We start from the raw sequence: 12,285 nt of genomic DNA, 5'->3' as shown, positions 1-12,285 counted from the left end.
CCTTTGGCTTGGATCTTAAAAATCAGGAGAATTCCCTGCGTAGTTAATGTTGATGGTGTCGAACGCAAGCGCGCGAAATGGAATGTCTTCGGGCGCCTTTGGTATCGCTTGGGTGAGATTTGCTCATGCCTGTTTGCGAATAGAATTATTGCTGACGCCTATGTAATCCAAGATTATTACGCAAAAAAATATCGCTCGCAGTCAAGTGTAATTCGATACGGATTTCGCGATCGTAATCCCTCAATCGACTCGCACGTGCTAGCTGAATATCAACTGAGTGCCGGACATTATTTGCTGTATGTAAGTAGACTTGAACCCGAGAATAATGCCCTTGTTGTAGTGCGAGCTTATAATGAACTGGCACTTTCGATCCGAAAAAAAATGCCTCTCGTAGTTGTAGGCGATGCTCCATATTCCAAAGAATACATTGAACAAGTTAAGGCCGAAGCATGCTCCCAGGTGGTATTTTTAGGATATAAATTTGAGGCTGATTATTTTGCACTGCAAACAGGGGCTTATGCCTATATTCAGGCAACTGAGGTTGGAGGAGCCCATCCAGCACTCATTGAAGCTATGGGTTTTGGAAAATGCATTATTGCTAATGATGTACCAGAGCACCGTGAAGTCCTTGGGAACGCAGGACTTTACTATGCGAAAAATTCAGTCACCGATCTGGCGATTGCGCTAGATCGTGTCATTTCAAATCACGATCTGCACGAAACCCTGGAAAAACAAGCATTTAAGCGGGCTAAAGCGGAGTTCGACTGGGCAAAAATCACTACTGCGTATGCAGAGGTGTTTTTAGACCTTTGTAAATAATTTAGAAAAATGCGATTTTTTAAGCTTTTTTTGCTACTTTCCTCTTGACCAGAAACGCACTTAGCGTTACCAGAAGGACATGTTTTTCAAACATTTTACCGAGGTAGCATTAGAAACATGAAAAAAACAACAAAGAAAATGGTTAAGAAGCCAATGAAAAAGATGACTGCGAAGAAAACAAGCAAAACAATGACAAAGAAAGTGGTTGTTAAAGCTGAGCCTAAAAAGCACGTTCCAACTCCGCCAAAGAATCCAACTTTGATGGCGCCGAAGAATCGCACTCAATATACACAAGCTGAGTTCTATGAATCAGTTCGTGGATTTTGCGGATTTGCAACTCGTAAAGAAGCTAAGAATTTTTACGAAGGCTTTATGACTATGCTTCAAAGTAATTTGAAAAATGGCTACAAAGTCGCACTTCCTGGACTTGGAAAGATGCAAGTACGTAGAACAAAAGCTCGTATGGGCCGCAACCCAATGACTCAGGAAACAATCCACATTCCTGCGCGTAAGAAAGTTGCTTTCACGCCTAATAAGGCAATGAAAGAAGCAGTATTATAGTTTTTTAGCTATATTTCGCTGAAAAGCCGGGAGCAGCTTCTGCCCCGGCTTTTTTATTTTGATTTGACGGTACGGGGTTACTTTCAGACGACTTTCTGAATTAAAGATATAAGGTCAGATAGATGCAGCCTGAAGAAAGATACGGGGCTTAAAGAGAAGAATGATAATGATACTTTGACGGTACGGGGTTACTTTGACGGTACGGGGTTACTTTTACTTTGACGGTACGGGGTTACTTTGACGGTACGGGGTTACTTTTGCACTGAAGGTAGGGGCAAAGAATGGGTATGAGAAAATTACAGGGTTATTTTTAGTCACTTAGCTTATGCATGTATAACTCTTTAGAATAATTAAATAGATTTGGAATGCGCATAAAAAGACCAAAGTCCTAAAATTGACTAATTCTATAGTTTTTTATATTATCCAGCACGTCTAGAACCTAGGTAGCTTATTGTGAACCCAATCGTGCGAAATATTGCCCTTTTTATAGCTGGAAGCACCTTAGCTGTACTTTTTACATTCTCAGGAATTGCTAATTATTTTCTTGGTACCGGAATCCGCACAGTAGAACAGGTAGCTGGTGATCAGCCTGCTGTAACAGGCTTCCACATTCAAACTTCAAATCCGGACGTCAAACAAAATAAAAAATTAGAAAAAAGCCGCGCGAGTTATTCGTCAACTTCCTCAGCTGCAACTATGAGTGCTCAAAGAATTACTCAGCTCCAGCGCGCGATTGAATCAGCTAGTCCTACTGCGTTAGCTGCAATTAAAACCTCCCAACTCGATCAACATCAAGATTACGAAACTAAAATACTGCCTGCATTAAAGACTACGGCACTAAACACAATGCTCACCAAATTTAATTCCTACGATTGGGAAGATTGGCGTAACGAAACCCGTCGTGAACCATCCGAAGCGCGCGCCTTCGTTGATGACGTGTTGCTAGTCAATAAACCATTGGGAATTTTTCTAGAGACCACAGCACACTTACTAAGTGGACTTTATCACACTACAACCCAAGGTATGGTCTTTAAGGAAGAAGTGTATCTAAATGATTTGATTGATCGTGCTGAAGAGGTGATGAAGAATCGCGTGGAAAAAGCATTGCCTGGGCGTGCCTTTTTAAGTAATCGCACTCTACAGGACCCGATTTTCCGCCGCCAATTTGAGACTGAACGCAGTCGTCTTGTCGCTCAGTTCGTTGCGGCTAATCGTGCCGAAGTAAGTTTACTCTTGCCACTGATCAATAGCGTAGAGCCGCGCTATGCAGCGAGTGAATTTATTGCTGAGTTGCAGCACTTTGGCTTGTTCGTTGCAACTCGTGCCAGCGTTGCGCTACGCCAAGAAATTCTAGATGCTGAACAGTCAAGTGGGTTTTTACGCCGCTATGCTGAAAATTTCCCAGAACTGAAGAAAACCTTGGCTCAGGTATATGTGATCGGCTCAATTGATGCGCTCGATCGTAGCGATCCAGCAAACGCGATTCTCTACTTGAATGATTCTAGAACTTTTGTTGATGGTTTGCCCGAACAGACAATGGTTGAAGAACTACTGAGGACCTCACAGGGAGCACCGTCGGTTGAGACACAAGCAGCTACTTCTGGCACGTCACTGACATATACTGGCAAGCCACAGCATGCTGAACCGAACTGGGCACCTTGGTTAGTGCGTATCCCACTTTTATTACTGCTTGGTATGATTTTAGTCCGTATCTCGCAATTCTTCCTCAACCGTTCACTGCCTCATGCGATTGAGCAGAGAAAACCAAGTAAATCTGCGCAGCTGCGGATTGTGCATGCTCCTGACGACCCCTACACCATTAACGATGAAGTTTTTGATGATGAAATTGAAGTTGCTCCGCGCAAGAAAAATGCGCGAAAAGGTTAAAATCAGCCAGCGACTATACTAAGCAAGCAATCGCGATACTGCTCACAAGTGCGACGATGAGTGATCCAAGGCAACCGACAATCAGAGGATTATAGCCAACGCTACTAATCGACCGCAGATCGCTTAAGAAACCGACACCTGCCATGCCGACAATAATCAAAAATTTCCCCAGATCTGATAATTGAGCAGAAAGCTTTGCGGGAATATAGCCTAGCGAATTGATACCAGCCAAAATAAAATAACCAAATAAAAACCAAGGGAATGCGCGTAAAACCTGAGCCCGCGTAAGTTTTGGTCCAGCTGCTTCAGAACTTGATTTTGCTGCTAAAAAAGCAATCAGAAAAGCCATTGGCGCCATAAAACAATTACGCACTAATTTTACTGTGGTCGCAGTCTGTCCTGCAAGATCTGAATAAATGTAACCTGCTCCGACGACTTGTGGGGTAGAATGAATTGCAGTGCCCGCAAAAATTCCAAATTGTAAGTCGCTTGCTGCAACAAAATGTCCCAAAAATGGATAAAGAAAAATTGCAATTAGCCCGCAAAGTGCAACGACTCCTACTGCGTAACTCGTTTCGGAATCCTTGGCTTTAATTAGTGGCGCTGTAACAGCAATTGCTGAGGTGCCGCAAATTGTTGTTCCTGCAGCAAGTAGTAAAGATAAATTACTTGAAAGAGAAAATTTTCTACTGAGAAAATAAATTGCAAAAAAACTCACAAGCATCGTGATTAGAATAATGCCTAAAATGAGTGGGCCTTGAGCGATGACTTGCTTTAAATTTAGACTTGCGCCTAAAAACACAATCCCAGCAGCAAGTGCTGCATCACCGGACTTTAAGCCCTGAGTCAATGTCTTTGGTAAACTGAGAAGATTGCGACCTAGGATTCCTAGTACAATCGCGACTGCTGAGGCTTCAATCGGGTGTTTCCCGTGCACGTCGTAGAGTGCTGATAAATATTGGGCGAGAAATGCAGTAGAAAATAATAATAGTAGGCCTGGTAAATTTTCTTTCTTGAACATGAAGGTGTTCTAGGAAAAAGTTTAAGAATTGACCACTACTTTTTGAGGAGCAGGTTCATAGACGTTCATTGTAAGTGGTGGGGAGTAAAGGTGCATGGTGACTAATGGCTCAATTGTGCTGCCGTTCACGATTTTATGGATATCCCCATCTTGAGCCTCACAAACTAAGCCAGGGCTATAAGTTTGAATTCCTGCCTGCTGGACGTAGTTATGCTCGCAGTCGACACATTCATAGAGATATTCTGTTGCCATGCCCTGCAAGATCTTAAAGGCGCAGCTCGATCCTAAATGATCATGAATTGCAGAGTTTTGTCCTGGTTTCCAGCACATTACGTAGAGGTCATACCACTCTGATCCTGAGACTTTGTTTCTTTGATAGTGGATATCATTAAAAATGTAGTAATCGCTGATGTCATGTAGCGTGATGTTTTCAGAAGCGAGTAACTGGCCAAGCTCGCCAAGCGAGGCGCGGCGGCTTAAATGATCTAGTCGCGAAACTAAATTTGAGACTTTTTGATTCATCAGACTCTCTTCTTCTGCTAATCGCATAATACTCCTCTTGAATCGTAATGTCTATGCTGCTATTTAAATTTCTGGGTAGAGAGGGTTAACAGGTTTTATTTTGCTCATTTGTCCTTCGCTAAGTTGTGCCTAGAGATATTGTTTCTAGGCACAACTTGTGCGCATGGAGGATAATTAATGCCACACACGAAAAATGGGATCACTCTTGCAGTCCAGCTTGGTAAGCATGGACATTTACATTCAACCTTGTCAAAGACGGGGCTCTGGCAATAAATAAGCCGCCTATAAAGGTCGTAGCGTCAGAAGGAAAAACTACAAAACATATGCATGGCCATTCGGTCACAATTGAATTGCACAATGGACATCTGCAAATTCAGACCGACAGCCCAGTGCTTGTCGAACGCAATGCGAAGGGCATCCTTGTAGGGGTAGCGAAGAAAGCGCTCGTTTTTAAGATTTCATAAGCATTGATGGAGAGGTTTCTTCTTAGGTTGTTATGCCAAGAGCACCCTCTCCCTTTTTTGTCGGCAAAGAACAACTATCAGAGATAGCTTATCTCCGCAGACGATGTTAAGAATTCAAGATGCCTTCAGCCGCATTTCCAGTCTTGCAACTTATTATCGCAGCTCTAATGTGGAGCGTGATTGGTGTGTTTGTCAAAGGGTTGCCACTCCATCCACTTGGAATTGCCGGAATCGCAAGTATGATTGCAGTTGTTGTTCAGGCACTCTATCTACGTATTTTTGCAAGACGGAAACTCAGCTTTAACTGGTCAAAGGCGCAGATCTTTGGCGCTGTGGCGTATGCGTTAAATATCAGCTGTTTTATTACCGCAAATTACATGACAACAACTGCTAATGCAGTTTTACTCCAGTGCACTGCGCCAGTTTTTTTGGCGCTATTTGGCGGCAGATATTTAGGAGAATATTTAAAGCTGCGCGACTATCTACTCGGAGCAATTGTCTTGTTCGGAACATCGCTATTTTTCATGGATCGCTTAGACGGGGGACGGTTGATTGGAAATATCTGTGGGATAATCTGCGGCTTTGCCTTGGCTTGGTATACAATTTGCTTGAGGTTGCAAAAGAATGAATCACCACATGAAACGGTATTACTTGGTAATATCCTGATTGCTATTGTCGGAGCGTTTTTCATAGATAACAGCGTTTCCGACCTACATGTGGGTGCGCGCCTTTTGCTACTCGGCTCTTTCGGACTTTCGATCCCATTTATTTTGTATTGCGAGGCGATAAAGCAGGTGCGAGCAATTGATGCCGTGCTGATTACTACACTTGAGCCGATTTTAAGCCCGGTTTGGGTGTTTCTTGTGCACAAGGAAGTTCCATCCGTCCTGGCGATTACCGGCGGGATGATTGTGCTGGGTAGTGTGACTGTTTGGGGTTATTTGATTGCTAGGAATAACTGAGCATTTGTCGCATATTAGTTCAAGCGTTTAGGGAATTGCTTCACGAAAACGAGTCACTAAAGCAGAATGTGGCAAAACAGAGAGGGGCAGTAGGTTTTGTAAAAACCTTTAACCGCCCCAACAGCTGTTTGAGTCGGTGTCAGTCTTTTACGACGACCATGATGCGCTGGCAATCTCTCAAGTTGCCATCGAACTCTGCTTCGGCTCCTTTGCTTTCGCTCAGGTCTGCTCGTTCAAGTTCGAGTCCGAACATTTCGCAGAGTTTCGCGAAGAGTGCGGAGTTCTCGGATTTCGGATCGATCAAGTCGATTCCGAAGGTGAGCGCGCCGTTTACATCGCATTGGATCCTAATTATACAGCCGCATTCTTTAGACTGTAGCCGGATCAATGGTTGCCCAGGGTTGCCGACCGTCATGGTCGAGTTGCCCTGGCTTTGGTTCCAGGTTGTTGCCAGCGCTTCTGCAGGAATTGTAAGGTTGCGATGCGCAACCTCAATCAAGTTGCCTAGCAGTTGCTGGCCGGCCTGCTTATTCGGAAAGCCGCCGATGCCGATGATGTCGAGGACTTTGCTGCATACAGCTAGACTGACATCGAAAAGCGAAATGCCCCGGAGTAGGGCGTAGTTGTTGGACGTGGTCGTCATTGTTGATACCTCTATTTGGATTTAACCGCAGTTAGCAGTTTCTTGATTTCGTTGGGATTTCTATTCACAAAATCAAGACACTGCTACGCGTGATCATTATCGATAAAGGTAAAAACCTTAATTCCTACTGCATTCTCTCTGATTCACTTATTCGTAAAAAAGCGAATCAGAGAGCTAATGCCTCGATCTACCCGAAATAATTTTTTAGTAATTATTGTTATGCTTGTAATTTGAGTGTACGTTACTTAATTATTCCACCATTGGATAACCCCGTAAAAATCCTTGGATTATACAGGCCAAGCCACTGGTCATCTTTTGGTGTTAGAAATAATTCCTTATAGACCCTTTCGTTGAGACTACTAAGGTCTGAGGGTTGACCATTTTGCAGCCAAGAGTGAATTCGAGCCCTGAGAAATTGATTTAGAAACGTATCGATTTTGAGAGACTGCTTGAGGTATTCGATTTGCGCGGCCAAATCTTCAGGGTTGCCAGCATGCATTTTTGTAATTAGCGCTGTCGTTTCTGGGGAAAGATTGACGTCAACAGACCCCACTAAAGGTAAAAGCTCGGCTCGAAAATCATTTATCGTAGATTGCCGTGAGTCGGCTAGGCCCAGCGACTTTAGGGTATTTGTTTGCATGACTGCTTTCGTTAAGGCCAAATTTGAGGCGTTAGCGGCGAGGCGATCGGGTTGCAAGTTATTCAGTGACAAGCCGAAATAATTTTCGATGATTGGTAGAGCCTGCCCAAGTTCTTGTTGAATGGCGGTGATTGTAGTTTTGTGGTCGACCGCGGTCTTATTTTTCGAATAGGCAAAAATTATCTTTTGCAACTTTGATTCAAACACTCGAGGGGCGTATACGCCGGGTAAAGCGTCCAGTACCTGGCCGTTTTCGTTAAGAATGTAGTGAATGCTGTTGCCAGTAACGGTTGTTTTGATTTTTCGTCCGTCGCCAAAATCGATTGTTACTTTTGGGACTGCGCGCTCGGAACTCCAGTGCAGGATAAATTTTTCGCGGAGTAATTTTTGTATCGCAGGGTCGGGGTAGAGTAGTGTTTTAAACACTCGGCTATTGGCGCAGCTGAGTTCTTCTGTGAAATTACCTAATAGCCTGAGCGACAAAATGGGCTTGGCTTCTTTTGCGGACACGTATTTTGCCTGGTCTAGGTCGGTGTTCCACAGCAGATTATTTTTATCTGGTTGCGGAATTGGAGCAGCAATGGAGGTGCTTGCTAGGAATGTACTGATGACAGCCAGGAATTTTTTTATACTCATACGCTTTCCTTGTAATTTTATGCTAAATTCTATGGATATTGATTGAGTGAGTCCATAAAAAAGTGCATTGCGAAATGTATATGCTGGCAAGGGAGCTATATGTTGTGTTGATTTAAAAGTAACCCCGTACCTACGGCCGACCACCCCGTACCTACGGCCGACCCCGTACCTACGGCCGTTAGGATAAAGGAGTTTCGTAAGTAGTTTAGAATACATGTCTTTTTGTGAATTTTTGAAAATAGAAACTGTTTCTCAAGTCAGTATTTTGAGAAGTTGAAGTAATTCTATGAGCTCAGGACTACGTACCTATTTGCGTCGCAATTCGTTGACATTTAGTCAAGAATTCTGATTTACTGCCCGTAACGCTTTGACCTGAGGAATCAACGGTTTTTTGCGTTTTAAGTCACCAGGGACTGGTGGCGGATGGTGAAGCATGAAGCAAATGGTAATCGTTTCGTCGTCTGGCCAAAATGCTGCAAGCTGCAGCTTCGAGGCCCGTGTCGTGCTAACAGAGGGGAAACTGCCGAAGTTTCTTCGCTGGCTTGAAATTGGCTGGTTCTGGCTTTTCGGCAAGGATCAATTTCCTAAGGCCAAGAAAGCCACAGGAAATTCAGCCCAAAATGCCCTCTGGCGCCTTGCCGATGAGAATGAGCCAGTGCGAACCAGCAATTATTCTCATGTCAAAAGGGAACTCCCCTGGGATGTTCCCTATGAGACTTTGCAAGGGATCTTTTACGGAAAGGATATTCTGCTGCGTCTTTCAAGCTAAAAAGTTGAGCACGGAGAGCTCGACTAATACACATGGATGTGGCGGAAATGACCTTGGTCTTTCCGCCAGCATCTCATCCTCAAAAAAGGTTTAGAAATTCCTCAGGCAGGCGTGTTTAGATTCGCATCAGCTTTTTCCGCGGCTACAATCAGACTACCTACGAAACTATTTCGAGCAGTTAATGCTTAACGTTGCAGCTTGACCGTCAACTTCTGTCTCACCAGTGAGCTCAAGCGCTGAAACATTTCCACCTTCTGAAGTTGATGTTCCCGTCACCGTCACAGCTTCAGCTCCAGGACTTACGGAACATGTGCCAGTTAGTGAACTTGTGCCCGAAACGTCACAGCTAAAACTTACACTTGTTGGCTCAGTCCCATCTCCGCAGAGCGATTCAATATCGCAAGTTGAAGCCTCAACCGCAGCCACTGTTTTAAATTGAATTCCCCCCGTAGTTCCAAAACTTGTTGTAACGCTGGTTGAATCTATGCTCAGTGTTGATTCTGGAATTCCGGTCTCACCTTCTTCTGTGGCTTCCGTTCCTGCAGTGGTTAATTCCATCGAACAGCTAGAAACCGAGAGATCTTCAGAAGTAACTTGAATTTCTTGAGAAATTGTGCGGTTCCCTGAACGGTCAATGGCCACAAAACGAAAACTTGCAGGTAGGCCGTCTGTAAATTCTCCTTCAGCCGTAACTCCTAGGGTGTCAGCCCCAACGCCAAACGCCGCTGGAAATCCCATTGCACGATAAACCATTTTGAAATCTGATTCAGTTTTTTTCTTTAAATACACCTCAGTCGTAATATCAGGATCCTTAGTAAAATTATCCTGACAATACCAAGTTACAGAAAACGGTGCCTTAGCTCCACGGGGCACATCGAAAGTGCACTGCGGAGGAATCTTATCACCAGCGCCTTTGATTCTTTCACCCCAACCGCCGAAATCTACCGGCGCAGCAAGTGTGGATGAAGCCAATAATGTCAGTGATGTTGTTAGTAGAAATTTTGTTTTCATAGTGTCCTATTAGCATTGTGATCTTTAACGAGTTTTGCCCCATGCATTATTTTAGTTACGAGTCGAAAGATCTCCAGACATTCTGTAGAAGATACATCCACGTCGTCCCGGATGACGTTTTTGCTATGATAGCCAGGTGCGACACGCTGGACAACAGCTAAATTTGCCCGATTTCGTAATAATTTCAGCCGTATGAACTAAAACCGTTGTAGTTTTTCACTAATTTGGACTAAAAAGGTCCTATGAAGCAGAAATCTAAACAAGAACTCAAATATTTTTTACTCGTTGTAGCCACAATTTTTGTTTGGCGCGTAATCCCACACCCACCAAATCTAACTCCAGTTTTAGCGCTGGCCCTCTGGGGAAGTGTCTTGATTAAATCACCTTCGCGTTTAATCGCGGCTCTCGTGGCAGGCATGTTTCTCTCTGATCTAATCGTGGGTGCTCATGAACTCATGCCCTTTATCTATGGTTGTTATGCACTGATTGCTATTCTCGGGCTGAAATACTTAAAACATGAATCAATCCAATCCGTTGGAATATATACCTTCACTGCCTCAACGTTATTTTTTGCGCTGTCTAACTTTGCAGTTTTTTTGACTTCAGGAATTTATCCCAGAACACTAACTGGACTGGTAAGCTGTTACACAATGGCACTGCCTTTTTACGGAGTAGCTTTGTTGGGCGATTTGCTTTTTTCAGCAGCTATCTATCTGGTGTATAATTTGGGGCATCAGCAATTAGCCGCCCAAGCGTGAAGCACTGCAAATTTCTTATTACTTTAAGTTTGATTTTGCCAATTGCACAGATAAACTATCCGTGGGATCTTTGCTAGCGTGCTTTTTATCAACTCTTTATGGATGGAGCGATGATCATGACAAGAAGTCAAATTTTACCACTAGTCTACGGAGTTTTAAGCTCCGCTCTAATTTGGACATATTCAACTGAAGCGCAGGCTGACGTACTTTGCGTTAAGCGAGGCGGCAGTACTGTATACTACCGATCAACAACGTCCTGTAAAAAAGGCGAGAGGCTAATTTCTGTGCCTGCAGGAGTAACAGGAGCCACCGGGGCAACAGGCGCTACCGGGGCAGTTGGTGCAACAGGGGCCACCGGGGCAACAGGCGCTGATGGGGCAGTTGGTGCAACGGGAGCCACCGGCGCAACGGGAGCACAGGGAGAGCAAGGACTACAAGGAGAACAAGGTATTCCCGGAAATTCGCTAGATTATTTCCAAGGTGGGACTGGAAGTAATAGTTTATCTTCAGATACCCCTGAAGCTTGGGCGATCGATGATATCGGCCAAGGTGTGATTTGGTTCGATAGCCATTCAGTTTCTAATAGTACGTTAAATTCCTGTTCTGAAGTTTCTTATACTATTGAGGTTTCTCACTCACTTGGGGAAGATGAATATGTTGATTTTTATATCAATTCATTGCCAAGTTATCAAAGCGAACCTACTGAGCCGTATCATTTATGTTCTATCGGTGCAGACGAATCTAGTTGTTCAGGAACAACTGAATTGTTCTATGCATCTGGCTATGCATTAAGCTTTGTTACATATGGAGAGTACGAGGAAGCGGGGCCACGCGTGCGCTGGGCTGTTAAGTGTGATGCACCGGCGGACCTATAATAGAATAAACACATATTGTAATAACTAACTACTGATGAAGGCGCTTTTGTCGTAAGATAAAAGCGCCTTTGTTTTTATATCGATTGTGAAAGAATCCAGCTGGTTGCCTTGAGCACTTCTTTAATGACCGCATCAAAAGCACCAATTGCCAGTAACCCAAAGATAATAAAAAAACCATAGGGTTCAAGCCGCGCTAAGGCGCGTGCGACTGGTTTTGGTAAAAGTCCAACTGCAATGCGACCACCATCTAAGGGTGGAATTGGAAAAAGATTAAACGTTCCCAAAACAACATTTGTAAAGAGCACAATAATTGTAACTAATGCTGCTTCGGATTGCAGCGAAAAAATCCCTGTATAGAGTAAAGCGAAACAAATGAGCGCAATTAGAAAATTTGTGATTGGCCCGGCTGCTGCGACAAGACACATGCCTTGTCGCGGCTTTTTGAAGTAGAGGGGGTTGACGGGAACTGGCTTAGCGCCGCCAAAAATTACCGGAGAGCCAGATAGAGCTAACATTCCCGGCAAAAGAATTGTCATAAAAAAATCGATATGCGGGATTGGGTTTAATGTTAGTCGCCCAAGCGACTTTGCGGTCGGATCTCCAAGCTTTAGCGCTGCCCAGCCATGCGCAACTTCGTGAGGAACTACAGCAATATAGAGCGCAAAAAAACGTGCAAAATATAAAAGCGTTTGCGAATAGTCTGAGTGATCCATCTGA

At 44.0% G+C, this 12,285-nt stretch carries 13 protein-coding genes; 7 read left to right on the top strand and 6 right to left on the bottom strand.

Translation table 11 applies throughout. The features are described 5' to 3' along the window. From JNK13_09155 to JNK13_09145, 3 genes are all read left to right on the top strand, one after another. The coding region (locus JNK13_09155) for a glycosyltransferase (protein MBL7662903.1) at window positions 1–819 on the top strand (819 nt) is incomplete at its 5' end. A gap of 117 nt (window positions 820–936) precedes the next feature. Next, window positions 937–1,380: an HU family DNA-binding protein gene (locus JNK13_09150; protein ID MBL7662902.1), complete on the top strand. Its 444-nt coding sequence runs from the start codon at window positions 937–939 to the stop codon at window positions 1,378–1,380. A gap of 453 nt (window positions 1,381–1,833) precedes the next feature. Then, window positions 1,834–3,267: a hypothetical protein gene (locus JNK13_09145; GenBank protein ID MBL7662901.1), complete on the top strand. Its 1,434-nt coding sequence runs from the start codon at window positions 1,834–1,836 to the stop codon at window positions 3,265–3,267. A 13-nt stretch (window positions 3,268–3,280) separates the two neighbouring features. Here JNK13_09145 and JNK13_09140 read toward each other — a convergent pair whose 3' ends face one another. Next, the gene (locus JNK13_09140; protein MBL7662900.1) at window positions 3,281–4,288 is read right to left on the bottom strand and encodes a putative sulfate exporter family transporter; all 1,008 of its coding nucleotides are present in this window, start codon (window positions 4,286–4,288) and stop codon (window positions 3,281–3,283) included. Window positions 4,289–4,309: 21 nt separating this feature from the next. Next, window positions 4,310–4,837 (bottom strand): cysteine dioxygenase family protein, encoded by a 528-nt coding sequence (locus JNK13_09135; protein ID MBL7662899.1) that lies wholly within the window; start codon window positions 4,835–4,837, stop codon window positions 4,310–4,312. Between the two features lie 556 nt (window positions 4,838–5,393). Between JNK13_09135 and JNK13_09130 the strand changes: the two genes are divergently transcribed. After that, the gene (locus JNK13_09130) at window positions 5,394–6,236 is read left to right on the top strand and encodes a DMT family transporter (protein MBL7662898.1); all 843 of its coding nucleotides are present in this window, start codon (window positions 5,394–5,396) and stop codon (window positions 6,234–6,236) included. Between the two features lie 139 nt (window positions 6,237–6,375). Here the strand turns inward: JNK13_09130 and JNK13_09125 are convergent, their stop codons facing one another. Both JNK13_09125 and JNK13_09120 read right to left on the bottom strand, forming a co-directional pair. After that, the gene (locus JNK13_09125) at window positions 6,376–6,879 is read right to left on the bottom strand and encodes a hypothetical protein (protein ID MBL7662897.1); all 504 of its coding nucleotides are present in this window, start codon (window positions 6,877–6,879) and stop codon (window positions 6,376–6,378) included. 241 nt (window positions 6,880–7,120) lie between these two features. Beyond that, window positions 7,121–8,155 (bottom strand): hypothetical protein, encoded by a 1,035-nt coding sequence (locus JNK13_09120; GenBank protein MBL7662896.1) that lies wholly within the window; start codon window positions 8,153–8,155, stop codon window positions 7,121–7,123. A gap of 433 nt (window positions 8,156–8,588) precedes the next feature. Between JNK13_09120 and JNK13_09115 the strand changes: the two genes are divergently transcribed. After that, entirely contained in the window at window positions 8,589–8,924 is a 336-nt protein-coding gene (locus tag JNK13_09115) for a hypothetical protein (protein ID MBL7662895.1), read from the top strand. A gap of 165 nt (window positions 8,925–9,089) precedes the next feature. On the opposite strand, the gene JNK13_09110 is transcribed toward JNK13_09115, so the two are convergent. After that, window positions 9,090–9,935: a hypothetical protein gene (locus JNK13_09110; GenBank protein MBL7662894.1), complete on the bottom strand. Its 846-nt coding sequence runs from the start codon at window positions 9,933–9,935 to the stop codon at window positions 9,090–9,092. A 242-nt stretch (window positions 9,936–10,177) separates the two neighbouring features. Between JNK13_09110 and JNK13_09105 the strand changes: the two genes are divergently transcribed. Beyond that, the gene (locus tag JNK13_09105; GenBank protein MBL7662893.1) at window positions 10,178–10,693 is read left to right on the top strand and encodes a hypothetical protein; all 516 of its coding nucleotides are present in this window, start codon (window positions 10,178–10,180) and stop codon (window positions 10,691–10,693) included. 98 nt (window positions 10,694–10,791) lie between these two features. Beyond that, window positions 10,792–11,568, top strand: coding sequence for a hypothetical protein (locus JNK13_09100; GenBank protein ID MBL7662892.1), 777 nt, complete (start codon window positions 10,792–10,794; stop codon window positions 11,566–11,568). A 74-nt stretch (window positions 11,569–11,642) separates the two neighbouring features. Here JNK13_09100 and JNK13_09095 read toward each other — a convergent pair whose 3' ends face one another. Further along, a complete protein-coding gene (locus JNK13_09095) occupies window positions 11,643–12,281 on the bottom strand; it encodes a site-2 protease family protein (protein MBL7662891.1) in 639 nt (212 codons plus the stop codon). Window positions 12,282–12,285: the final 4 nt, after the last annotated feature.

It is taken from the genome of bacterium (genome assembly GCA_016786595.1).
Classification (GTDB): Bacteria; Bdellovibrionota_C; UBA2361; order SZUA-149; family JAEUWB01; genus JAEUWB01.
This window is presented reverse-complemented; position numbering and strand designations above follow the sequence as displayed.

Coding starts and splice junctions, on each gene's coding strand:
- JNK13_09150 (MBL7662902.1), top strand. CDS start 937: ATGAAAAAAACAACAAAGAAAATGGTTAAGAAGCCAATGAAAAAGATG.
- JNK13_09140 (MBL7662900.1), bottom strand. CDS start 4,288: ATGTTCAAGAAAGAAAATTTACCAGGCCTACTATTATTATTTTCTACT.
- JNK13_09135 (MBL7662899.1), bottom strand. CDS start 4,837: ATGCGATTAGCAGAAGAAGAGAGTCTGATGAATCAAAAAGTCTCAAAT.
- JNK13_09130 (MBL7662898.1), top strand. CDS start 5,394: ATGCCTTCAGCCGCATTTCCAGTCTTGCAACTTATTATCGCAGCTCTA.
- JNK13_09125 (MBL7662897.1), bottom strand. CDS start 6,879: ATGACGACCACGTCCAACAACTACGCCCTACTCCGGGGCATTTCGCTT.
- JNK13_09120 (MBL7662896.1), bottom strand. CDS start 8,155: ATGAGTATAAAAAAATTCCTGGCTGTCATCAGTACATTCCTAGCAAGC.
- JNK13_09115 (MBL7662895.1), top strand. CDS start 8,589: ATGAAGCAAATGGTAATCGTTTCGTCGTCTGGCCAAAATGCTGCAAGC.
- JNK13_09110 (MBL7662894.1), bottom strand. CDS start 9,935: ATGAAAACAAAATTTCTACTAACAACATCACTGACATTATTGGCTTCA.
- JNK13_09105 (MBL7662893.1), top strand. CDS start 10,178: ATGAAGCAGAAATCTAAACAAGAACTCAAATATTTTTTACTCGTTGTA.
- JNK13_09100 (MBL7662892.1), top strand. CDS start 10,792: ATGGATGGAGCGATGATCATGACAAGAAGTCAAATTTTACCACTAGTC.
- JNK13_09095 (MBL7662891.1), bottom strand. CDS start 12,281: ATGGATCACTCAGACTATTCGCAAACGCTTTTATATTTTGCACGTTTT.